Here is a 23,454-nt window from a genome sequence, read left to right on the forward strand (position 1 = left end):
TCCTTAAGCCGTTTTCTTGCGGTCCAGCAGGACAGCAATGGCAATTACGACGCCTTTCACAACCATTTGATAAAAAGAGTTCACTCCGAGCAGGTTCAATCCATTATTCAGCACACCGATAATCAAAACACCGATCAATGTGCCGACGATTCGTCCGCGTCCTCCCGAGAGGCTTGTACCACCCAATACGACAGCCGCGATGGCATCAAGCTCATAGGACGTACCCGCCGTTGGTTGCGCTGAATTCAGGCGAGATGTCAAAATCGCACCTGCCAGGGCTGCGAGCATGCCTGCCAGGGAGTAGATCATGATTTTCACACGCGTTACTTTGATACCCGAGATAATGGAGGCTTTTTCATTGCCGCCGATGGCATACGTTTTGCGGCCAAAGGCCGTTTTATGCAGAATGGTCCACAAAATCACGAAGGTAATCAGCATCGTTATGGCAGGTACCGGAATGCCAAGCAGATAACCACGTCCAAACAGTTGGAACAGCAGGCTGTCGCCCAGACCTGTAATTGGGTTACCATTTGTATATACAAGTGTTAAACCCCTGAAGATCGTCATCGTCGCCAATGTGGCGATAAACGGCGCCATTCCCCCTTTGGTAATCATCAATCCGTTTACCATACCCATGACACCGCCGAGCGCTACTCCGATAATGATGGACAAGATCGGATCAAGCCCGGATAACATCATATTGGCTACAAAGGCACTGGATAGTGCGAGAATGGAGCCGACTGACAAATCGATACCACCCGTCAAGATAACAAACGTCATGCCGAAGGCAATCAACGCATTAATCGAGACCTGACGCAGTAGATTCAAAATGTTAAGCGGTTCCAGGAAGCTTGGATTTAATATCGATACGATAAGAATAAGAATAATCAAACCGAGCAGTGGCCCCAATTTTTGTGTCACGTTTGATAAGCGGAAGCCGTTTTTGGCAGTTTTGTTTTCCTGTATTGTTGTCATTTCACTGTCCCCCTGTGGCCAATGTCATAATGTTTTCCTGCGTTGCTTCTTCCCTGGCCAGCTCGCCAGTGATGCGCCCCTCATGCACAACCGCAATTCGGTCGCTCATGCCGAGCACTTCGGGGAGCTCTGAAGATACCATAATGATCGCAACGCCTCGGTCTGTCAGTTCATTCATCAACTGATAAATTTCGCGCTTCGCTCCGACATCCACCCCGCGCGTTGGCTCATCCAGAATGAGTACGCTCGGACCGATCCCAACCCATTTGGCGATAACCACCTTCTGCTGGTTGCCCCCTGATAAATTCCGGGCCGCCGTTTCCGAGGATTGTGTCTTGATCTGAAGACGCTTAATCAGAGTATCGACGAAATCTTGTTCTTTCGAAGCCGAGATAAATCCTTTGCTTGAGAAGCTAAACAGATTCGGCAGCGCCATGTTCTCGCGAATGGAGAAGTCAAGGACCAGGCCTTCATCCTTGCGGTCTTCCGTAATAAACCCGATGCCATGTCTGACCGCGTCTGCCGGCTTGCGAATGTTTGCCTTTTTCCCACGGATGATGACCTCGCCACTGTCCATCGCATCCAAACCAAAGATCGCTCTCATGATTTCTGTCCTTCCCGAGCCCATCAGACCCGAGAAACCGAGAACTTCCCCCGCTCTCACGGTGAAGCTGATATCCCGAAACAACCCTTTACTGCTTGCGTTCCGAACTTCCAGAACCACTTCACCATATGAAGGATTCCGGGCCGGATATCGCTCTGTAAGCTCACGACCAACCATTTTCCGCACCACATCATCAAAGCTTGTCTGCGGAATCGGTTGCGTATCCACCGTTCTGCCGTCCCGCATCACCGTAATCCGGTCGCAAATGGTGAAGATCTCCTCCATTCGGTGAGAAATATATACGATGGATACCCCGTTCTTCTTGAGCGAAGTAATGACGCCAAACAGCTTTTGAATCTCGCGTTCCGTAAGTGCAGCAGTTGGTTCGTCCATAATAATAACCTTGGCATTGGTCATCAGCGCCTTGGCAATTTCAATCATTTGCTGCTGTCCGACAGAGCATTCTCCTGCTGGACGTTCAAGCGGAACTTGTACGGACAGCTTGGCGAATTGCTCTGAAGCGAGCGCTTTCATTTGTCTCGTATTTAGCAGTCCGAAGGACGATGTCAATTCCTTGCCGATAAAGAGATTATCCAGCACCGTCATTTCGGGCCATACGTTCAGCTCCTGATGGATGAAAGCAATGCCCTGTTTCTCTGCTTCCTTCGGACTGCCGAAATAGGTTTCCTGTCCGTCAATGGAGATGGTTCCCTGATCACGCTGATGAAGTCCGATCAAAATGTTCATCAGCGTGGATTTACCGGCTCCGTTCTCACCCATCAGGGCATGAACCTCGCCTTCCTTCAGTTCGAAATCCACTCCGCTCAGCACCTGATTGGTGCCAAATGCTTTATGAATGTTTTGCATCTGAATGTGCATAATGCAACCCCCTTTTAACCGAAATGGACACCCGATTGTAAAATGCAATTAGCGTAAGGCGTAGCTTCACCTGTGCGAATGACCGCCTTCACCTGCCGGGTTAGTGCTTTGAATTGTTCGTGGCTGATGGAAGCATCTACGGCATCCTCACCGAATTTGTCCGTAATATAATGCATTGCCTCGGGATTTCCTTCCTTGATCTCTTCTGCCACAATCACTCTCTCAATGACCATATCATCTGCAATCAGTTCCACAACTTCCTGAAAAGTTGGTGCTCCCAATTTCAGAGCCACATCGATTTTGACTACTCCTTCAGGAACGGGAAGGCCAGCATCCGCGATGGCAATCATGTCCGTATGACCCAAATCAGACAGCACCTTGGAAATGTGACTATTCAGCATGCCGTTTCTTTTCATGACAAACTCTCCTCCACTTCATCTCTCGTCGGCATGCCGCCCTGTGCTCCGAACTTGGTCACAGACAACGATGCAGCACGATTGGCGAACCGTATGCTCTCCTGGAGAGGCTTCCCTTCGGCCAGAGCGACCGCAAATGCGGCATTGAACGTGTCCCCTGCCCCGGTAGTATCCACTGCCTCCACCTTATAAGTAGGTACAACGATCTCCTGTGCTCCATCAAAATAACGTACACCATTACTGCCTTCCGTTATAAACAGCTTGTTTGGATATTGGCGCAATGCTTCTGCAGGACTCATGCCTTGAAACAAAATCGCAGCTTCATGCTCGTTCGGCGTGATATATGCAGCATTGTCAATGACTTCCTGCGGTAATGTTCTGGCCGGAGCCGGGTTAAGCAGTAGAGGTGTTCCGAACTCAGCGCACATTGCGCTAACATGAACCACGGTTTCTTCCGGAATTTCCTGCTGAATCAGTACGATATCGGCACTGCGAATCACCTCTGCCGCTTGATTAACATATGCGGGAGTGACTTCGCGATTAGCCGCCTCAACGAATACAATACTATTATCACCTTCCGCCAATATGATATGAGCCGTTCCACTCTCCAAATGTGTAACCGGTTTCACATTTTGCGTATTTACTCCATTTGCTTTGAAATTATTTAAAATGTCTGTGCCAAAAGCGTCGTCACCTACCCGGCCGATCATGGTTACCTCGCCACCCAGCCTTGCTGCGGCAACGGCCTGATTGGCTCCCTTGCCGCCTGGAACGGTTTTGAAACTATCGCCAAGGACGGTTTCACCCGCCCCCGGGCGTCTTGAAGAAGTAACGACCAAATCCATGGAACTGCTGCCGATTACGCATATTTTAGCCATTTGAATTCACCTTTCTCGTTGTGCCTCGTTCGATAAACCCGACAGGCAGCTGTATGTTTTTATTCTCAATTGGAGCTTGTTCCACAAGCCCGATAAGTAATCCCGCTGCTTCTCTTCCCATCTCATATGCCGGTTGACGGATGGTGGATAATCCCGGCGATAACAAGCTGCTCATCGGAATATCGTCAAAGCCAATCACCTGCACGTCATCGGGGACCTTTCGTCCGATTCGCGCTGCCTCATGCAGTATCGCCATGGCCGCGATATCATTGCTGGCAATGATCCCGTCGGTGTCTGAGTATTTGCTGAATAATTCTTCTGCCCATAACCCTGCTTCGTTAAAAGAAAAAGAGGTCGTCTGGATTACGCTGTAATCCAAACCGGCGTCCCGGATGATTTCGATGGCTCCTTCGAAACGATCCTGCGCTGGCCGGATATGTGAAGGTCCCTGCATAACCGTAATCCGCCGGCTTCCACGTTTGATGATCTCTCTGGCAGCCAGTCGTCCGCCCTCTCTACCGTCCGCATATACGGAAGGACTATCCAGCGAAGTCCTGTCCAGAAATACAACCGGAATCTTCAGGTTTTCATATATTGAAGAATGAGGGTAGTTCGTTGAAGAGATCACACCCACCACGTTATTTTGGATAAACGTCTGGATGTAGTCCTGCTCCTTCAGTTCGTCCTCATCACTATTTCCGAAAATCAGTCTGAACTCCTGCTCCTGCATCCGATCCTCTACGCCGCGGGCCAACTGCGGGAAGTAAGGGTTTGCAATATCCGGCAGCAGCAGACCAATCAGTTTGGACTTACGTTTATATAATGAGCGGGCCACTTCATTGGGGGAGAAGTTAAGCGCCTTCACGGCATCTTCTACTTTCTTGCGGGTATCCGCATGAACGTAACCCCTGTCATTAATGACCCTTGATACAGTGGCTACCGATACGCCAGCCAGTCTAGCTACATCTTTGATTGTCGTCATAAGATTGTTCTCCTCTATGTGTAACCGGTTACAGACATTAAATTATCATACTTTTTTTATTTTGACAATCTTTTTGTTACTGGAAATTTATCCAAGTCACTCTGAAAGGGGGCTGGAATAGAGGTACATCAAGGTAAATACTTTTTTCAAATCGGTAAATCTATTCAAGCTAATCATACGGCCTGCATCCGTTGGAATTCCAGATCATGGCCGTTTATTTGATTACTTAAAGGTTCGTGAGCCAGTTGTCATTGGAATTTAGTCCGCAGGGATAAACTCCAATGACGTGATGTAGGTCACTTCGTAGATCATTGGAGTTTTCACCTGACTTTTCTGTATCAAGATCAAAATTCTCATGAGCTTTATCGCAGCGGAATTGTCTGATTGCAGGACTCTTTTGGGAGAAGTTTATCTTCCAGACACTCCTCTACTAGCATTGAGGCAGCGATCGTCTTAAAGTCCTCAGCTCCAATTTCAAAGTGACCTCGACGAAATATAAATCCCCAATTCCGATTCTCGCGGGTAAAGGTAAGTTGGTTTAACAAAGATGCAATCTTGACTTCTCGACATGGAAAATAACAGATATCACGACGGAAGGGTACAAATGATTCTGACGACTGATGTCTGTAAATTCTGCCATCCATAACCTGACCAATCGCGGTAAACGCTTGGAGTGGCTTCCCTTTTGACATGTCTGAACGTGGAGAATAGTATATCAGCCAATCATTTGGTGCCATTTGACGTAAGGGAGCTGACTTGCCGTGACACATCTGAGCGAACCCACCCTCTATTGCTGCATTCACATGAGAAGCCGATACAACACCAATCCAATATCTGTTTTTCTGACTTTTTATCATCGACATTACACTATCCCTACTCTCTATCAAAATTCAATTTCTAAATTATTTTTCAATCGATCCAGCTATAAAAATGGTGACTCTTGCTACTGAGGCTTCAAATGACTTCAATACTTCCATGGTGTTTCTCATCCTTCAAGCAACTCCTCTTCATCTTGGGTATACCCACAGTATAAAATAGCACTACTGACAAGGGTATGTCAGTAGTGCTTTAGAATGTTTGTCGCAACTTCTTGAATTCTGAAGCGCAGAGACTTCGGCTCAATTACTTCAATATCTCCACCCCAGCCAAGGAAATGATGCAATAGTTCCTCCGGATACCGGACACGAAAGTGGAAATTCACACCTTCCTTGTGGTCCTCTATGGATTCAATATAAAAATGAACCGCCTCTATGATCTTGTCGGCTATTTCAGGGTTTGCCCTGATTAATACTCGCTTGTTTCGGTCGTCAGGAGGTCGATAGCTGCTCAGGTCAAACCCATCCGGCAAAAGAAAGTGATCCTCCAAAACGGAAAGCCCGGTCATCCGGGACAAGCGGAAATGACGTATATCCTGACGCATGTCGCAGCGTGCAATTAGAACCCAATTTTCATGAAGCAGCGTCAATCCATATGGAGAAACCTCACGCTTATTTTTCCGAGTGCCATCCGTTCCCGGCATTTTTTTGAGGTACATAAAACTGATCTTACGCCGTTCCAAAATGGCGTTACGTATTTGGTTAAGATACGGTTTAATCATTTCATCAGTTAACGGTTCCACTGTATGAAGCAGTCGCATCGTTTCCCGAACACGTGTAGACTCGTTACGAACGGATTCCGGCAAAATGGCCTCAATTTTGCGTTGAGCGGACTTAGCCTTCAAACCGTAATCTGTATCCAACCTCTGCTCAATAAAATCAGCCCCCATTAGCAGGGATACTGCTTCTTCTGCTGTGAAGCTGACCGGGGGCAGAAAATATCCCTCCATTAGGGAATAACCCTGGCCAGGTGCTCCTATAATTGGCACCCCAGCTTCGCTTAGTGCTTGAATATCCCGATATATCGTACGTACACTTGTCTCAAACCGGGTAGCTAAATCTTCTGCTCTTAGCGTTTTGCTTCGCTGTAATTCAAGCGTGATTGCAAGCTGCCGTTCCGTTTTGTTCAATTTCTGTTCCCCCACGATTGCTCTATTTAAGCCTTATTAATTCTATCATAGGTTCTTGCCTGATAGCTTAATTAGATCAGAGATGAATGTTTTTCTACTAGCGATTAGATGAATTGTTTTTAAACAAATATACTAAAATAACGACTCCAAAATAGCTGTCACAGCTACTTTGGAGTCGCAGTTTAAGTATGACCAAATTAGTTAGAAGTTAACGCATTAAACGTATTTTCCGGAATGTCTTCTCTTTGAATTATTATCCATTTTTTGGTGTAAGATCCCTTGGCAAGCACACTCACATACGTACCCTGCTCCAGTTCTTTACTTGAAGAGAATGTAATCTCTTCTTTTTGTCCCTGTTCGGTATAACCGCTCAGATTATATCTGTAGCGGATCCATTCATTTTTACCTTCCTGTTCGGCTGGTTTATTGATTACTGCGTATACATATTGTTCCTTATATAACGGGTTGAACTGATCAAACTCCCGTTTGAATGTTATATATAAGCCCGAGCAGATAATGACGATAATGAATATAAAAATAACTGTTTTCTTCATCATGCACCTCCTGAAAAATAGTGTTACAACATAGCGTGTTTAACAATTTTCCGATAGTAACCTAGAGTGAAAAGTGCGAACAGAAAATAGATGGCTGCATAGGCTCCTATCGAAATAATCGTTGGAATAGTAATATCCGAAATAATAATAAACGAAGCCGCTTTAACTGCGAAGATCGAATGCAGCACCCCCATAAATAAAGGGAGAAGAAACACTACCATCTGCTTTCGCACAATGCCCTTCATAATCATCTTCTCATCAAATCCGAGCTGACGCAGCGTCTTGAAGCTCTGTTTTTCCTGCTCCGCCTCAGTCATTTGTTTAAAATACAGGATACTGCCGGTAGAGGCCAGAAAGGCAAGTCCCAGAAAGGCAGCGATAAAAATCAATAATCCGGAAATCTCAATCATCTGTCTGTATCGTGCATAGAAGTCGGTCGTAAAATGTTCATCAGGATTATATTTCTGGTAAAGGGAGGAAGCTAAAGCAAGATCTCCTTTGTCTAATATACGATACGTATCGATCAGTACTTTCTCATAACCAGCAGTACTGGACATGCTATCCTCAATTTCTCTTAACGTATGTTCAGACACTAAAATCTGATTGCCGGATATATCGGAATTCACGAGATTTGCCACGACCAGTTCTTTTAACGGATAACTAACCGTCTGCCCCCCTGTTATCAGTTCAATATTCGTTGGGTAACGCTTTGAGAAATCACTGTCATCAAAAGCAGTATAAGCAGTTACGCTGTATTCTACCGCTTCTCCGTCTGAAGGCACGGGCAGCTTTTTATCTGTCCTTTGAAGCTGTTCGGCTGGAAGCCACAACAGGTTTGTCTCGATATAGCTGGATTCATCAAGTGGATTAAGAATAACACCTTTAGTCCGGAGGGCCTCAATGGGTAGGTAGCTGTAGTTAATTCCTTCCCACTCAAGCTCGGTTATGAACGACTGTGCATCCATCTTCCTGTTTTCAAATGAGAAATCATAAGGCATCTCCATACGGACCGTATTCTCCGTGGAGTAGTAAATAGAATAAGCCATTGTAACCAGAGTAATGGTTAAAGCTGACAACACTGTAATTAAGGTGAGCGAGTTGGCATTACCCTTCATCCGGTGCATCAGTGGAGCAAGTGACAGGCTATTATACAAGCCAAGATGGCCATTTTTCCGTTTGCGAAGCCAGGAGAAGCACCATTTGATCGTCACACGAAACAAGATATATGTTCCTGCAATAGTAGAAACAAGTACCAGGAATGAATTTAAAACTAATTGCTCATCTACCATCCGACCCGATAATTCATAGCCATATCCAAGAAGCACAATGCCAAGCAAGGCATAAATAGCCGTAAGAATAGATGCTCGGATTGACGGAGGCTGGTTGGATAAGTCAGGTTGCTGATCTGCTTGAAACAAATTTAAAAGTGTACTTCGACATATCATGTATATGATTTGAACAGAAGTAATAACAACGACGAGAACAAAGACAATTACCGTATCGAATGCTGCTGGTAATGAAAAGTCAATCGCAGGCATCCCATCCAAACGGAGCAATTTCATTAGAATAAGGACAAACAAACGGGCTACCAATGCTCCACAGATAATTCCTGCAATGAGTGCACCAAAACCGAGTAGTATATTCTCTATGACTAAATAACGGGCAACCCAGCCTTTGGATAGACCGATGAGTTGGTACAATCCGATTTCACGGCTGCGCCGGCGTAGAAAAATTTGGTTAGATGATACAGTAAAGATTACAATAATCACAAAAAGCAGGATTGCTGCAGACTGAAAAGCTACCAGAAATTTATCACTTGAATCCATCATCGCCTGAACTTGCTGATCATGCTGTAACGAAGAAAAGACAAAGAACAGACTCAAACTGAAAATAAGTGCGAAGAAATATAAATAGTAATGCTTCACATTTTGCCGCATGCTGCGTAGTGCTAAATCAAATACTGTCAATATGGTCGCCCCCTAAAACAGCCTGCACATCAATGATTTCTTTGAAGAACGACTGTCTGGTTTTCTCTCCCCGATACAGTTCGGAATAAATCTTCCCGTCCTTTAAGAACACCACGCGGTTACAGTAACTGGATGCGACTGGATCATGCGTGACCATGATAATCGTGACCTTCCGTTTCCGGTTCACCTCCTCCATTACTGACAATAACGATGAAGCGGATTTGGAATCCAGTGCTCCCGTAGGCTCGTCTGCAAAGATGATGGAAGGCTGATGGATGAGGGCCCGTCCTGCCGCAGTGCGTTGTTTTTGACCACCTGATATTTCGAAGGGGTATTTATGTGATAATTCATCAATGCCAAGCACTTCTGCAATGGCTATATATTCGCTCTCTGCCTGCTCTTTACTTATTTTGCTAAGGGATAATGGCAGGAGGATGTTTTCCTTTACCGTCAAGGTATCAAGCAGGTTGTAGTCCTGAAAGATGAATCCAAGTTTTTTTCGCCGAAAAGCAGAAAGGGCGGTATTGTTCATGGTAGAGATATCTTCGTCTTCGATTAAAATCGTGCCATCGGTAGTCCGATCAATAGTTGCAAGAACGTTAAGCAATGTTGTCTTTCCAGAACCGGAGGGCCCCATTATTCCAACAAATTCTTTGCGAAGAACACGTAACTCTATTCCCTTTAAAACCTGTTGGGCACCGCCCTTTGTACCATATGATTTGTGAACGTTGCGGGCATGTAAAACTGTTTCTTGTTCACTCCATTCATTCATGTTGTACCTCCCAAAATTTGATTGTAGGTTAAGTCTACTTTGTATCCCCCATCTTGTCGCACGTTTTGGGTGACGAGTTGAATAGGAAGGTGACAGGATTGTCATGTTCACAAAAAAACAGCCAAGATTAATCTTGACTGTTTATAACGGGATATTTTCCTCTTGTCCTCTTCGGATTGTCTCAAACGTATTGGGATCCGTAAAAGTCATTCGCATCGTCGTACCTTGCGACTGGACAGGTTGTACCTGAAGCGTTATTCCCATTTTACCCGCTACAGTTTGGGCAAGATAGAGTCCCAATCCGGTAGCTGCGTTATGAATCCGTCCATTATCGCCTGTAAATCCTTTATCAAAGATACGTGGCAGGTCATGTGGCTGTATCCCCGGACCTTCATCAATCAAGTCTAAGATAACATTATTTTTTTTCGTCACGTCTGTTTGGAATGTAAGAGATTTATCCGGGGGACTGTATTTAATGGCATTGGTTAATAACTGACGGATGATAAAGCGGCACCATTTGCGGTCAGTGACAACCATGGCATCCGCACCTTCGATACCAATTTCCAAGTTTTTCTCCAAGCACCAAGGAGCCAGTTCACGAATCTCTTCTGCAACAAGACGATGTATGGAAACTCGTTCAAGCCTATAATCCGATTCCAAAGCGGGTAGACGTGTCATATGTAACTGACGATCTACTAGTAAATGAATCCGCAGCCATTCAGAATCAATTCTGCGCATGTCTGGATCACTCGGTCTCGTGTCCAAAATTAGTTTCATCGCGGTAAGAGGAGTCTTAACTTCATGGATCCAAGAGGCCACAAAATCATTTTCAATCAATTGAGCTTCCTTAAACTGGGATAGTTTACGTTTGAACTGATAAGCAGTCTCTCTCAGCAACTCGTTTGCAGCCCTATCTAGTTCATTGTCAGGTTCAGGCAGGTTCTCAAACCAGTCTGAGGTCATGACTTCCTGCAGCTTGGCAATCGCCGTAATATATTTTGTTTCTTTCTTATAACGCCATAGAAAAAACAGAAGAAACCCAATAAGATACAAAGCATTTAAATAGAGAAGAGAGGTCAATTCAACTCTCAATTCTTGTTCAAGTAAGATTAGTAAATCGGTCAAACCTAGTAAGCCTACAAACAACAAGATCCAGCTTTTTCTTGAAACCAAGTAACGCATGAACATATACCTATTCCTCCTATAAACTGATGGCCATATAACCCATTCCTTTCTTTGTAACGATTGCGTCTGATAGTCCAAGCGGCTCCAACTTTTGCCTCAGACGGGTTATATTTGCAGTTAGGGTGTTATCATTCACGAACTGTTCATCTTCCCATAATTTACGTATCAAGTCATGACGCGAGATAACCGCATTGTTGGCTTTCACGAGCGTGATTAACAGAAAAAATTCATTTTTTGTCAAATCAGCCTCCTCGTCTGATCTTCGAATTGTACCTCGTTTCAGATCAATCAAGGCACCATTCCATTCCAGAATATCGGTCTGGCTTTCTCCGTAAGCATAAGTTCTACGAAGTACAGCTTGAATTTTGGCATACAGTACATTTGTATGAAAAGGTTTCTGGATGAAATCGTCCGCCCCCATATTGAGCGCCATGACCATATCTAAAGGATGATCGCGAGAGGATAAGAAAATGATAGGTACTTCGGATACGGAGCGAATCTCCCTGCACCAGTGAAAACCATCAAATTTAGGAAGTGTGATGTCCATCATAACGAGATGAGGTTGTTGATCAAGAAACGAACGCATGACCTCGTTAAAATTATCCGGCCTCGTAACCCGAAACGCCCATGCTTCCAGTCCTGTTTTCAATGCTTCATATAACGCATCATCATCTTCGACTACAAATATTGTGAACTCCATAGAGTCAACCTCCTTGTTCATTTTCCTGCATGTTATGTCTGTGAAGTAACTCTTGGCCCCAAGCTGTTCCATAACTCAACAAAAATAATAACATGTATTCGACTGTACTACTCACTTCATACTTAATCGTTACCCAAATGAATGTATAGTTGTGCACAAATTTCTTCTTATTTCTTGTTACAACATGCCAAAGGTCATCCATTTTTAGACGGAACAACTAAACAAAGTTTTACCACAGGTTATTAAAAAGGCGACCTTCATATGAAGGTCGCCTTTTAAGCATCATCCGCCCTTTAATTCTTACTGTTCTTCAACGAAATCTCGAACGTTGAACCAACCTAGCCTGCAAATACAATGCTGCAGTTCTCAGGCAACACAACTTCATTTTGGCCGCTGACCACAGTGTTATTGATGGAGATGCCAGCCTAGTCATACACAGTAAAACCGCCATTCAAAGGTAATTGCACCGTCATTACCTTACCTGTTACAGCCGCGGGTATCGAAAACCATGCAGCCAAACCGTTTGCTTGAATCGTTGTCTTCGATTGATTTCCCGAATAGAGCGGCTTCACCGCGTCTTGACTAGCGTATACCTTTCCGCCTGCAGAAACGTATTCCACGCCGTTTTCCTCATAGAAATCATATTCCATCGAATCCCGGCCGGCCAAGCCGGGTATTTGCAGTTGGTTCACGGCTAGATCTGCTCCAATAATCTTATTGGTGTACACATAGCCTGGTACCTCACTGAACAGATGAACAGGCATAACCTGGGTAGCACTGTCATATACCGTCGATGTGTATTTCTCATTCACCAAGTAATAAATCTGCCTTCCCTCTTCTGCCAAGCAGCCGTTACATCTTCGGATAATTCATTGGTTTCAAGCTTTTCAGCTTTTTTGGGCGTCAATCTCATCATCTCCTTTTTTTCTTTGGTTGAGAACCTTCGTAAGGGCACTGCACTGAAATCAGTTTAATGAATGAAAATGTACTGCCCGTGACACCCATATGAACTGAACATGAACAACTTAAAAAGCCGCAATCGCGGTCTTCTCCAAGGTAAGATTGATTAAGAAAATGATTATTGTTACAAAAGGAACGTACGACACTGCAGTCAAACAAAAGGTCCTTGACTTTTATGTGTTGATTTTGAAGTTCGTTATTACATTGAGAAAACGCAAATGTAACTTGGTGGTAGGTAGATACAAAGTCCGAGAAATGTTTTTCTATTGTGAATTTTTCATATGTTGAAAGATTATAGTATGAATCCATAAAAAAACCTTCAAATTCACGTTCAGGTAAATTGAAGGTTTTTGATTTTATTTCCATATGAATCGAAATTAAGCTTCCATCGATCGTTGCAGACCTTTTTGACCTTTTGCCTGCATCCGTTTATGAGCAATCCATAGGAAGGGGACTCCACATACGGCACTAAGCGCAATCGGTGTAAATACATGTAAAGGTTGGTTAGCACCAAAGCTGTCCAGCAGGAAACCGCCTAGAATCGGAGCACTGACGTTCCCCAGATTGTTGAACCCAATCATGCCAAAATACGTCCCTTTCAATTCCGGCTTCGCGATCCGGTCCACCAGAACGTCCATCAACGTGAACATGAGTACTTCACCTACAGTAAAAATGACAACTGCCGCCACCAGCATCCACGGGCTCTGCGCCAAGCCAAACATCATTAAACTCACGGATACCATAATATTGCCTATAATGAGCGGCACCACAGGTGGGAAGCGACTCGCGATCCGAACCACCGGAAATTGGACGGCCAGGACAACGACTGCGTTTAAGGATAGCATGTATCCAAACCATTTCGCACCGTCTGTCATATTCGGGTTAATCGCCATAAATTGCGGCAAAGTCGAGCTGAAATGTCCATATCCGAGCACACAAAAGATCGTGCCAATCAATACAAACATAAAGACCGGATCACCACTCGTTGTGCGAAAAGCCTGTTTTAACCGGATCGGCTCTACTGTCCGCGAACCCTGTTCACCCGATTGCAGTGGATGAAGAATAAATTGAATAATTAACAGGATGCCATAAGCTATGTATACTCCGCCTGCGACCAGAAACGATACGTTGGAATCCGACAACCCCAGGTACAATCCAAGGAGCGGCCCAAACACAACGCCCAGATTAATCGCTGCATACCTCAGATTGAATACGAGCAGCTTGCTTGACGGCGGTGTGATGTCCGATAACAATGCTCTGGATGTCGGTTCAAACAGCGCCCGGCAAATGCCGTTGAGTGCGTTCATGACAAAAAAGAGCCAGATCTTGTCGGACAAAGCAAATCCAATAAATACGAGAGCCCAGCCAAAAACCGATATGAACAACACTTTTTTACGTCCAATCCGATCCGAGATATACCCTCCATAAAAGCTGGCAAAGACTCCTACCAGCGCACTTACCGCCACTATAATTCCTGTCTGTGTTGGCGACGCCCCCATCTGCTGCGTCAGATAGATCGACAGAAACGGAATACTCATTGAGGTAGCCATCCGTCCAAAAATCGTCCCCACAATGATGGTCCACGCCAGTGGATGAATTTGTTTTAACTGTGATGCCATGCTGTTCCCCCTTGTTGACCCTTCCTGAATTTTCATGTCCATTTAAACATATGAGTTCTATTATACGACTAGGGGACTTGTTAGAGGTAAATTTAATTTAGGAAAAAGACTTGACTTCTTTCATTTTGTTTTAAATTCTCCCGTTTTTCCTTGCACAGGCATACACTGTATCTCTATCCGTGGTGAGTGCGTAAAGAGTGTTTATTATTGTGAATTTTTCATATATTGAAATTATATAATAGTTATCTTTTCATTGTTTTAGTTGTTCCCTTTTAATCCAGATTCAACTAAAAAAAGCCGCACTCGGCGGCTTTCAAAATCGATGGTTCTCTCTTGAACCATTCGATACGTCTTAGGTTACGTCCGGCCTGTCCAATCCGATCCGGCGATCTCCTTCCATCTTGTTCTGATTTCATCATACAGTTCCTGCGGGAGCGCGCCCTTGGCCACCAGATCAGCATTTTGCTGCCAACGGTTCGGCTTGGTTGTACCCACGATGGCCGTATCGACGCCCTCCGTACTTAGCGTGAAACGCAAGGCCGTTTCAACCGCCGCTTGTGCATTGTCACCCGACAGGAAACCATAGCCCAGTTCCTGCAACCGTCTCCAATACACGAATGGATAGGCATCTTCGGAGAGCGTGTCATATGTCCAGGCTGCATTGGCAATCGGCCGTTTGGCGATTACACCCATGTTTCTTTTTCTGGCCTCTGGCAATGTCAGATCAATCGCTTCTTGATCCGCAATATTTAGTGAAGTTTCCAAACTGTCAAACACCCCGGTTCCAATGGCGTACAATGCGTCTGTTGTATCACCGCTGTAACCGATATACCGGGTCTTTCCCGCTTCCTTGGCACGTTGGAGGACTTCAATTACCGCTCCTTGCCTAAGTACTTCTTCAGAACAGCTATGCAAATGAATGACATCCACATACTCCGTTTTGAGCCTTCTTAGACTGCGATCGATCGTTTGCTCCAGCACTTTGGGATCCCAATCCGGCCCATCCACTCCGGCAGCATGTCCACACTTGGTAAACAAATAAAAGTCGTCACGTCGGTGCGAAAGTACGTCTCCAATCAGTTCCTCGCTGTCTCCATAACATTCGGCAGTATCAATGACGTTCAATCCGGCATCCAAAGCGGTATTCAGGAGTGTTTCCACGTCACCTTTGGATACATCGCTTCCAATTTCGGATCCGCCAAACCCGAGAGTGCTTACTTTCATGCCTGTGTTTCCATATTCGCGCAGTTCCATAATTGATTCCTCCGACTTCGTAAATATAGGTACAACTTATATGAAAGAATGACAACTCTGTTTGTTATTACCCGCCAGCAATGCATCGGACCCACTTTTTACCGTTTATTTCTCTATTATTTAGAATCCATAAATGGACATGCCCCCGTCAACAAGCAGAGTTTGGCCCGTCATATATCCTGCAGCGTCTGACGCCAAGAAGACCACAGGTCCAACTACCTCTTGCAGCTCACCCACTCGCTGAAGGGGTGTTCGACTTACAATTTCCTGCAAATATTGCGGATCATCCAGCAGCTTTTCGGTCAGCGGTGTACGGAAATACCATGGACCTACCGCATTTACACGAATGCCATATTTCCCCCATTCCATGGCAAGGACCTTCGTCATATGAATAAGAGCTGCCTTGGTCGCTCCATAGACAACGCCTGTACGCAAAGCTGTGTGCCCGCCTACTGAAGAAATGTTGATGATTTTACCGCTGCCCTGCTCCTTCATGTGTTGACCGGCCAGCTGTGAAGCCATGAAGGCTGATTTCAAATTGGTTTGCATAATGGTTTCCCATTGCTCGTCCGTCACTTCAAGCGCTGGCGTCCGAATGTTCATACCGGCATTATTAACAAGGATATCCAGTCTGCCCAGCTCGGCGATCGTCTCACGAAAGACTTCTTCCAGCTGCTCTCTGGATGTCACATCAGCACTCAAAGCTATGGCTCTATGGCCAGTCTGCTCATAAATTAAAGCAGCTGTCTCCTCGACTTCCGTCATCGTACGAGATATGAGAACAACGTCACATCCCGACTCCGCCAGTCCGATGGCTATCGCCTTTCCGATCCCTCTTCCCGCACCGGTGACCAGTGCAGTCTGTCCTTCCAGATGAAATGTTGGTCCGTTCATGCCACACACTCCTCTATCCATTCAAATATGTATTCAAGCTGCGGATCAGCTCGCGAGCCTGATGTTCACGTTACAAAAAACTGGCTTGGATTACCCAACTCCGGGTGAAATTTTTCGCGGAATCGGCCTCCCGTATAAGCCCCTATTACTTTTCTCCAGAACGCCTGCGCAATCACATTATTGCGTACCTGCGTCACTTTCCAGCGTCCCGGAAAACGATTAAACAGCTCGTGTGCTGCCTGAGTCCCTATTCCGCTCCGCCGATATTTTTGCATGACAAAAAACTCAGTCAAATAATAATCATTATCCTTGCTGCCAGGCTCGAAACGTTCTACCAGCGCAAAACCTGCCGGTGCCCCTTCACTCGTAATCAGAAAAGCAAATTTGCGGCCCTCCTCCTCCCAAAAAGCCTCCAGACCCGGATACTCCGGGAAAATACCATTGCTGTCCACATCAATATTCAGATATTTGGTGAAATCATACAGATAAAATTGCATCAAATGCCGGATCACCTGACTCCGTTCCCGGGGAACCAGCTCTAATCTCATATTCATCCGGTCCACCTCCTCTGCTCTGCTTATAACAATTACTTTAAAGGTTTGTACGCGGAAGGGCAAGGAAGCAGCCCCCGCCTGCTCCTGTTCCGTGAACAGGCTGTGACCAAGCAAATTATGGTACACTAGGACATAGACTAATTTGTAGAATGAACTGATTAGGAGGTGCCGAACTTGACCAATGTGCAAAAAGAGATAGATCGACGCAAGCTGGATGATAAACTGCCTTCCATGCCTTGGTTCGTTCAGCAATTCATTGACTATAAGCTTCCCGATTTATCACCATCCACCCTGCTTGAATACTTAAGGGATTATGACACCTTCTTCAGTTGGCTGCGCGCGGAAGGATTGTCCCAGGCTGAGTCCAATAAAGACGTAACATTAACTGAACTTGAGGTATTACGTATGGATTCGGTCACTTCATTCCGTTTGTTTCTGGCGACCAAGCGTGAAGGAGCCAACTCCAGAATTACGGTATCCCGCAAACTGTCCTCCCTCCGCTCACTCTTTCATTATTTAAGCCAAATTGCCGAAGATGAAGACTTCTATCCGCTGCTGAAACGTAATATTATGGCCAAAATTGAGATTAAACGCACGCATAAGCCAAAAGACACGGCAGCGAAGCTGAAAGGGAAGCTTTTGGAAGATGAGGAACTGCTTGAATTTATCGGATACATTCTCGAAGGTTACGCTGTCGACATGCAGAAGAACAAGCAAGCGCTCTACTCGCATGAACTCAACAAAGAGCGGGATGCGTGCATTGCCAGCCTTATTCTGAATTCAGGGCTGCGGGTATCCGAAGTGGTTAACCTGAATATTGACGATCTGGATTTGAACAATAAACTGTTATATGTTTACCGCAAAGGTAACAATGATGAAACGTTCAAAACCCCTGTTTATTTCAGAGAACAGGCCAAGGATGAGCTTGTAAACTACATGCACCTGCGGCAATCACGATACCGTACACCCAAACGGGAAAAGGGGCTATTCATTGCGCTGCGTAACGGTGAGACTGAAGGCAGTCGAATGACCAAACGGGCGATTCAGGCGATGATCATGAAATATGCCAAATGTTTTGGCAAGCCGTATCTGACCGTGCATAAGCTGCGGCATTCCTTTGCGACAGATTACTATCTGCAAAATGATATCTATAAAACGAAGGAACAGCTCGGACACGCCTCCACGGAAACGACCGAAATCTATGCGCATCTCACCGACAAAACGATGTCTGAAGCAATTGAACGTCGCTCTGAAGATACGGGATCTTAAGCAGGTTATCACCAAAAAAATCAAACAGCGGATTCTCTCCTGGTTACACACACCATAAGAGAATCCGCTATTTGTTCAGCATGATTTCAGTTTACATTCACCCTTTTTAACAGCCACTCAGCGATAAGCCCTGTCTCATGCACTGAATGCCACACCACTTCTTTTAACGGATCATGGCCGTTACCCACTAAATGTATTGAATCCTTTGGCAGCCAGGAAACGACAGCCATCACTCCATGCAGCTTCTCAAGCATGGCCAAATGTTGATCTTCGCGGATCATCACCAGCTTGGGATAGTTCGCCCACTTGTATCCTTCAATCAGAATCCAATCATAATGGTTCAGATGGTTTAACATATTCTCCAAAGTGGTTGCCTGTTGTTCAATAATGGCCGTTCGCTTATCCGACATGACAACTACAGCAGAAGCACCCGCCTGATTAAAACGGTATGAATCGGTTCCTTCATGATCCATCTGGAAATGATCATGTCCATCATGCTTGATGACGGCAACCCTCAGTCCTTTTAACGATAAATATCGGGTGAGTTCTGCCGTTAATGTGCTTTTGCCCGTATTTTTGTAGCCTACAATCTGCACAATGTATGGTGGAACATGACTTGTTTTGCCCATATCCTACCTCACCTGCCCATGGGGTAGCTTAAGAATCCGTACCTGTTCTCCTGCAGGAATCCCTTTCTTTTCAGGTGGAATGATAATCAGGCAATCACTATCTTTAATTGTGATCATGACACTGGACTCATCCACTCGAGCCGCAGCAGGCATTGCATATACCCTTCCATTCCGAATTTCCGTGCGCCCCCGTACAAACCGGGTAAAGTTGTTTACTTTCGTATATTCCTGATCCAGGATCGCTGTCCACTCTTCCAAATAAGGGTTGGCATCATTTTGCATCATACGAATGGTTGGCCGGACAAACAAACCGAATCCAACAAAACAAGCTCCGGGGTTACCGGATAGTGCAAAGAGCAGTTTATCATTCACGACGGCTGCTGTTGTAACACTGCCTGGACGCATCGTCACTTTATTAAAGAGCATCTCCATATTTCCTTCACGTACCAAATCACCCATGATGTCATAATCCCCAACCGATACACCGCCAGTGGTCACCACAATATCGTTATCTTCAACCGCTTCTGCCAGTTTCGCACGTGCAGTATCCACATCATCTGCTATGGAGCCATACATGACAGGTTCACCACCTGCCTCCGTGACCAGGGAACGCAGCATATAGCTATTGCTGTTGCGAATTCGTCCGGGCTGCAAAGGTTCGTCTACCTCCAGCAGTTCGGTTCCAGTGGCAAAAATGGCGACTTTCGGACGCCGAAACACCGGGACATGGGCAACCCCAAAAGTAGCCAGTACCGATTGCTCTCCTGCCTGAATAATCGTTCCGGCTTCAAGCAATAGCTGACCTTCCTGAACTTCCAATCCGATTGGCGTAATGTTGGCGTTAGGCTGGATATGACGCTTAAGGGCAATCCATTGTTCTCCATCCTGCTCCCTGCTTTCGGTCATCTCCAGCATGACAACCGCATCGGCACCATCAGGTACTTGCGCACCTGTCATAATTCGGGCGGTGGTGCCGGGAACAATCGGTTGATCCGATGTATATCCACATGGAATCTCATCAACGACACGCAGCCAGATCTGTTGGTCGCTGGACGCATTGACGGTATCACTGCTCACAATCGCATAGCCATCCATCCCGGATCTCCGGAAAAAGGGATATGGATGCGGGGCATGAATCGTTTCGGCAAGCGTTCGCCCATGCGCCGATTCCAGGGTGACTCTCTCAATCGCAATTGCAGTAACATGGGGTGAAATTTTAGCCTGTGCAGCCTCGACCTGAACTGCTGTACGATTAAATTTGGGACTGGTGATGTCATCTGAATGGGAGTTGATTTTCAAAATGGATAAAACCTCCTTGGGACAGAACTCGTTTAAGAAAGTGTAGCGTGAAAGCTAAGGTGTGACAAGTAAAAGCCCGGCTGGGAACATGAAAGTGCGATATCATGCCCATAATAGAGATGAAGAAATGGAGGGTCATCATGAGTAACCGATGCGAATTGTGCGGTAGAGATCCTGTCGAAACGACGGTCCATCATCTCACACCCAAAGAAATGGGCGGAACGTTCATGCCTACCGCCAATCTATGTATTCCGTGTCATAAACAAATCCACTCGCTATTTACCAATCAAGATATTATGAGCCTAAACCTTAGAGATCTACAGGCACTGCGCGAGAATGAACGAATGGCCCCTTATATCCGCTGGATTCGTAAACAGCCTCCTTCCACCATACCCCGGACACGCAAGTCCAATCACGTTCGCAGATCCTAATCATACGTTGGTCCTTTCCTTACTAAAATATATATAAAAAAACAGCCACAAGGTTTGCTTGCGCATGGCAGGATTCATTCTGCCTTACCTCGTGGCTGTTCTGTATGGATTGTTCAGACGTGCCGAATCATGATTACCTTCGCCTCTTGATGCGTCCCCCGCCTACCCTCGTTTTGGGTTTCTTATAAGAGCTTTTTGGTGAGTCAAACAAGCCTCCACTCTTATTCCGTTCAACCGTACCCGTGCTCGGTTCCTTTTTGCGGCTAAACAAGCCCCCGCCTGAACCTACACTTGTATCGGTATCCCCTCCCCGCCGGGTAATCGACCCTTTTCGGTCTACTGTAATTGGCGGAGCAGCCTTTTTGTCATTGCTTGTTGGTGCACGATAAGTATCTTGATTCGGTTTGTACGTATCACGATCTGTATATCCTCTGTACTTTCCGTACCCGCTTCCGCCAAAGGAATCAAACAAATTGCCTATGAGCGTTGCGGTCAAATATCCTTGTAGAAAAGAGGAATCGTAATTCTGCCGAACATATTCCTTGGAATCCACTTCAATTAAGGTGTCTTCCTTCTTGTTTGGATCTTGCTGCAAATGATAATACTGGTCCTGATATACCAGGAACATCCGCTCTTCATTTTCCGCCGAGATCTGATCAGGTCTACGCTCTTCGGATAACTCCTGTGCAACTTCAGGAACAGAGCGGTCGGCAGCCCGATACACATACGATGTTGTATTGCCACTGCCACTTACAGACTCAAGCGGATAAGTGTCCTGAACGGAAGGCATCCCGCACGCGGACAACAGGGACATGACAAGGCTGAGGACCAGCATTAATTTTAATCCAAGTGCCATGCGCTTTTTCATTGGAACCTCTCCTAGCTCGAACGAATCACTTTGATATCCGCAGGAAGAATGGACTCACCTTCATACAGAGTAAATCTTCTGTCTTGCCATTCCACACGCAGAAGCATATTATCATCGGACTGGTACTGCCAAACCAATTGCTCCCCACCCTGACCATAAGGTGTCCTGCCTGCTGTGGTAACCATTCCTCCATATTCTTCCTCCAGATGATAGGCGCGTCCATCCAGATCGAGCAGCGTCGGCACCTCATCCGGTGCGTCAAGACGGCCGTCAATTGGTGTATAGAGGGCGTAATGTGTCATTTCTCTTTCTTCAACATGCAAATGTCTAATGGTTGTGCCATCCTGCAAGGTTAGCACCACTGCTCTTCGCGCACGGTGATGCACCCGTCCCACGACTTCATATGTTACAAGTGAGACTTCACAGATGTCACCAGGTGCAAGATCCAGCATCGTTTTCTCCGCCTGCGGCGGTTCGGGCTTAGCCAGAATCCCTTTAATCCGTTTCCATACACTCATACCCATTACTCCCGTTCATTATCTTATAAACAAGCTGCAATAATTAATGCACCCACGATATGCAGAGCACCGGAGAACAAACCGTACCCTGTCTTCCCTTGTTGTATTCCCGTGTCCAGATCCAGATTGGCCCACTTGCGAATCATAAAGTGCACTACACTCTCCAGAATAAGCAGGATGACAAATGAAACAACGGATACCAGCAATGCTTCACCCAGATGACCTGCTGTCGAAATGGAAGTCGCAAGTACATACCCTTGAGCAAACAGCTTCATGACCATCCGTGTCGTAACCGCCATGTTCCCCGCTTTAACTTCTGCAAAATCCTTATACTTCGTAAACAACGAGTCCACATACATCAAAACAAAAAGCAAAACCGAACCAGATAAAGTCCAGACCAGCATCGCCAAAATGTTCAAATCCATTTACACAGCCCCCACATATCAACATGAACCGCATTTAAAAGCGAAGGAGAAACGTTGGTCTCTCCTCCGCTGATGAACCTTGCTTCAGGTGCAAGGTTTAATTCTTATTTTCGTATTGCTTCATGAGCGCAGCCAGTTCATCCTCAACGGCCTGATCCTTGCCGAGTTTCTCAAACTCTTCATCCAGTGATTTTCCTTTGGACGACATCTCATTGCTGGCTTCTGCCTGTGCTTCCATCTGCATCATTTTTTCTTCCATGCGTTTCATGCCCGCACTAGCCGTGTCGGAGCTGAATCCGTTCAATGCTTTGTTGATTTCAGTTTGAGCTTTGGCAGCGTTGTAACGTGCAACCAATGTCTCACGTTTGTTTTTCATCTGTGTCAATTGCTTGCGCATCTCATCCAGCTTGCCGCGCAGATTGTCTGCAGATGCTTTGTTCTGATCATAGCTTGTTTTGTATTCCGCCATTTTCACTTCTGCCGCTTTTTTCTCTTCCAGAGCCCGGCGTGCCAGATCCATGTTCTGTGCACGTGCTGCAGTATGAGCTTGCTCCTCACGCTTCTTCACCAAAGCTTCCTGTTCTTCGAACAGCTGCTTGAATTTTTTCTCAATAGCGATTTGTTGAGCTACAGCTTTCTCGGCATCTTCCAAATCTTCCTGCATATCACGGATATATTGATCCGTCATCTTGATTGGATCTTCTGCCTTGTCAATAATGGCATTAATGTTAGACATCGTTAAATCACGTAAACGTTTGAACATGGACATTATGGTATTCCTCCTAGTCGATATTACATCTTGTATATAAACATACAT

At 45.7% G+C, this 23,454-nt stretch carries 25 protein-coding genes; 2 read left to right on the forward strand and 23 right to left on the reverse strand.

Features of this window, described 5'->3' with window-relative positions:
• Positions 1-3 precede the first annotated feature (3 nt).
• The 17 genes from AAIH57_RS07925 to AAIH57_RS08005 all read right to left on the reverse strand — a co-directional run bounded on the left by AAIH57_RS07925 (position 4) and on the right by AAIH57_RS08005 (position 17,198).
• Positions 4-975 carry an ABC transporter permease subunit gene (locus tag AAIH57_RS07925; RefSeq protein WP_175398965.1) on the reverse strand — a complete coding sequence of 324 codons (972 nt, stop codon included), beginning with the start codon at positions 973-975 and terminating at the stop codon, positions 4-6.
• Position 976: 1 nt separating this feature from the next.
• Positions 977-2,458 (reverse strand): sugar ABC transporter ATP-binding protein, encoded by a 1,482-nt coding sequence (locus tag AAIH57_RS07930; RefSeq protein ID WP_175398966.1) that lies wholly within the window; start codon positions 2,456-2,458, stop codon positions 977-979.
• A gap of 14 nt (positions 2,459-2,472) precedes the next feature.
• A complete protein-coding gene (rbsD, locus tag AAIH57_RS07935; RefSeq protein ID WP_175398967.1) occupies positions 2,473-2,874 on the reverse strand; it encodes a D-ribose pyranase in 402 nt (133 codons plus the stop codon).
• Entirely contained in the window at positions 2,871-3,752 is an 882-nt protein-coding gene (rbsK, locus tag AAIH57_RS07940) for a ribokinase (RefSeq protein ID WP_430021192.1), read from the reverse strand. The genes rbsD and rbsK overlap by 4 nt, the downstream gene beginning before the upstream one ends.
• The gene (locus AAIH57_RS07945) at positions 3,745-4,734 is read right to left on the reverse strand and encodes a LacI family DNA-binding transcriptional regulator (protein ID WP_430021193.1); all 990 of its coding nucleotides are present in this window, start codon (positions 4,732-4,734) and stop codon (positions 3,745-3,747) included. Before AAIH57_RS07945 ends, rbsK begins: the two co-directional genes overlap by 8 nt.
• A gap of 362 nt (positions 4,735-5,096) precedes the next feature.
• On the reverse strand, positions 5,097-5,597 hold the full coding sequence (locus tag AAIH57_RS07950; protein ID WP_430021194.1) for an EVE domain-containing protein: 501 nt from the start codon (positions 5,595-5,597) through the stop codon (positions 5,097-5,099).
• A gap of 194 nt (positions 5,598-5,791) precedes the next feature.
• Positions 5,792-6,739, reverse strand: coding sequence for a helix-turn-helix transcriptional regulator (locus AAIH57_RS07955; protein WP_430021195.1), 948 nt, complete (start codon positions 6,737-6,739; stop codon positions 5,792-5,794).
• A 197-nt stretch (positions 6,740-6,936) separates the two neighbouring features.
• Positions 6,937-7,296, reverse strand: a complete 360-nt coding sequence (locus AAIH57_RS07960) for a YxeA family protein (RefSeq protein WP_430021196.1) — start codon at positions 7,294-7,296, stop codon at positions 6,937-6,939.
• Between the two features lie 20 nt (positions 7,297-7,316).
• Positions 7,317-9,260 (reverse strand): FtsX-like permease family protein, encoded by a 1,944-nt coding sequence (locus AAIH57_RS07965; protein WP_430021197.1) that lies wholly within the window; start codon positions 9,258-9,260, stop codon positions 7,317-7,319.
• The gene (locus AAIH57_RS07970; RefSeq protein WP_430021198.1) at positions 9,247-10,032 is read right to left on the reverse strand and encodes an ABC transporter ATP-binding protein; all 786 of its coding nucleotides are present in this window, start codon (positions 10,030-10,032) and stop codon (positions 9,247-9,249) included. Before AAIH57_RS07970 ends, AAIH57_RS07965 begins: the two co-directional genes overlap by 14 nt.
• 141 nt (positions 10,033-10,173) lie before the next feature.
• On the reverse strand, positions 10,174-11,220 hold the full coding sequence (locus AAIH57_RS07975) for a sensor histidine kinase (RefSeq protein WP_430021199.1): 1,047 nt from the start codon (positions 11,218-11,220) through the stop codon (positions 10,174-10,176).
• Positions 11,221-11,233: 13 nt separating this feature from the next.
• Positions 11,234-11,917, reverse strand: coding sequence for a response regulator transcription factor (locus AAIH57_RS07980; protein ID WP_175398976.1), 684 nt, complete (start codon positions 11,915-11,917; stop codon positions 11,234-11,236).
• A 425-nt stretch (positions 11,918-12,342) separates the two neighbouring features.
• Positions 12,343-12,762: a hypothetical protein gene (locus AAIH57_RS07985; protein ID WP_430021200.1), complete on the reverse strand. Its 420-nt coding sequence runs from the start codon at positions 12,760-12,762 to the stop codon at positions 12,343-12,345.
• 492 nt (positions 12,763-13,254) lie between these two features.
• Entirely contained in the window at positions 13,255-14,496 is a 1,242-nt protein-coding gene (locus tag AAIH57_RS07990) for an MDR family MFS transporter (protein ID WP_175398978.1), read from the reverse strand.
• 357 nt (positions 14,497-14,853) lie between these two features.
• The gene (locus tag AAIH57_RS07995; RefSeq protein ID WP_430021201.1) at positions 14,854-15,750 is read right to left on the reverse strand and encodes an aldo/keto reductase; all 897 of its coding nucleotides are present in this window, start codon (positions 15,748-15,750) and stop codon (positions 14,854-14,856) included.
• Between the two features lie 120 nt (positions 15,751-15,870).
• Positions 15,871-16,644: an SDR family NAD(P)-dependent oxidoreductase gene (locus AAIH57_RS08000; protein ID WP_430021202.1), complete on the reverse strand. Its 774-nt coding sequence runs from the start codon at positions 16,642-16,644 to the stop codon at positions 15,871-15,873.
• A 65-nt stretch (positions 16,645-16,709) separates the two neighbouring features.
• The gene (locus AAIH57_RS08005) at positions 16,710-17,198 is read right to left on the reverse strand and encodes a GNAT family N-acetyltransferase (protein WP_175398981.1); all 489 of its coding nucleotides are present in this window, start codon (positions 17,196-17,198) and stop codon (positions 16,710-16,712) included.
• 174 nt (positions 17,199-17,372) lie between these two features.
• Here AAIH57_RS08005 and xerS point away from each other — a divergent pair, with 174 nt between their 5' ends.
• On the forward strand, positions 17,373-18,467 hold the full coding sequence (xerS, locus tag AAIH57_RS08010; RefSeq protein ID WP_430021203.1) for a tyrosine recombinase XerS: 1,095 nt from the start codon (positions 17,373-17,375) through the stop codon (positions 18,465-18,467).
• 86 nt (positions 18,468-18,553) lie between these two features.
• On the opposite strand, the gene mobB is transcribed toward xerS, so the two are convergent.
• Together mobB and AAIH57_RS08020 are read right to left on the reverse strand one after the other, a co-directional pair.
• Entirely contained in the window at positions 18,554-19,096 is a 543-nt protein-coding gene (mobB, locus tag AAIH57_RS08015) for a molybdopterin-guanine dinucleotide biosynthesis protein B (protein ID WP_430021204.1), read from the reverse strand.
• A 3-nt stretch (positions 19,097-19,099) separates the two neighbouring features.
• Positions 19,100-20,395 carry a molybdopterin molybdotransferase MoeA gene (locus AAIH57_RS08020; protein WP_430021205.1) on the reverse strand — a complete coding sequence of 432 codons (1,296 nt, stop codon included), beginning with the start codon at positions 20,393-20,395 and terminating at the stop codon, positions 19,100-19,102.
• Positions 20,396-20,535: 140 nt separating this feature from the next.
• On the opposite strand from AAIH57_RS08020, the gene AAIH57_RS08025 reads away from it, so the two are divergent.
• The gene (locus tag AAIH57_RS08025) at positions 20,536-20,826 is read left to right on the forward strand and encodes an HNH endonuclease (RefSeq protein ID WP_175398985.1); all 291 of its coding nucleotides are present in this window, start codon (positions 20,536-20,538) and stop codon (positions 20,824-20,826) included.
• A 133-nt stretch (positions 20,827-20,959) separates the two neighbouring features.
• Here the strand turns inward: AAIH57_RS08025 and AAIH57_RS08030 are convergent, their stop codons facing one another.
• The 4 genes from AAIH57_RS08030 to AAIH57_RS08045 all read right to left on the reverse strand — a co-directional run bounded on the left by AAIH57_RS08030 (position 20,960) and on the right by AAIH57_RS08045 (position 23,406).
• Complete coding sequence (locus tag AAIH57_RS08030) at positions 20,960-21,694, reverse strand: DUF4247 domain-containing protein (protein WP_430021206.1); 735 nt, start codon at positions 21,692-21,694, stop codon at positions 20,960-20,962.
• An 11-nt stretch (positions 21,695-21,705) separates the two neighbouring features.
• The gene (locus AAIH57_RS08035) at positions 21,706-22,212 is read right to left on the reverse strand and encodes a DUF4178 domain-containing protein (protein WP_175398987.1); all 507 of its coding nucleotides are present in this window, start codon (positions 22,210-22,212) and stop codon (positions 21,706-21,708) included.
• Between the two features lie 23 nt (positions 22,213-22,235).
• Positions 22,236-22,637 (reverse strand): DUF350 domain-containing protein, encoded by a 402-nt coding sequence (locus tag AAIH57_RS08040; RefSeq protein WP_175398988.1) that lies wholly within the window; start codon positions 22,635-22,637, stop codon positions 22,236-22,238.
• A 97-nt stretch (positions 22,638-22,734) separates the two neighbouring features.
• A complete protein-coding gene (locus tag AAIH57_RS08045) occupies positions 22,735-23,406 on the reverse strand; it encodes a PspA/IM30 family protein (RefSeq protein WP_175398989.1) in 672 nt (223 codons plus the stop codon).
• Between the last annotated feature and the right edge of the window lie 48 nt (positions 23,407-23,454).

This window comes from Paenibacillus sp. MABNR03 (assembly GCF_050455445.1).
Classification (GTDB): domain Bacteria; phylum Bacillota; class Bacilli; order Paenibacillales; family Paenibacillaceae; genus Paenibacillus; species Paenibacillus xylanilyticus.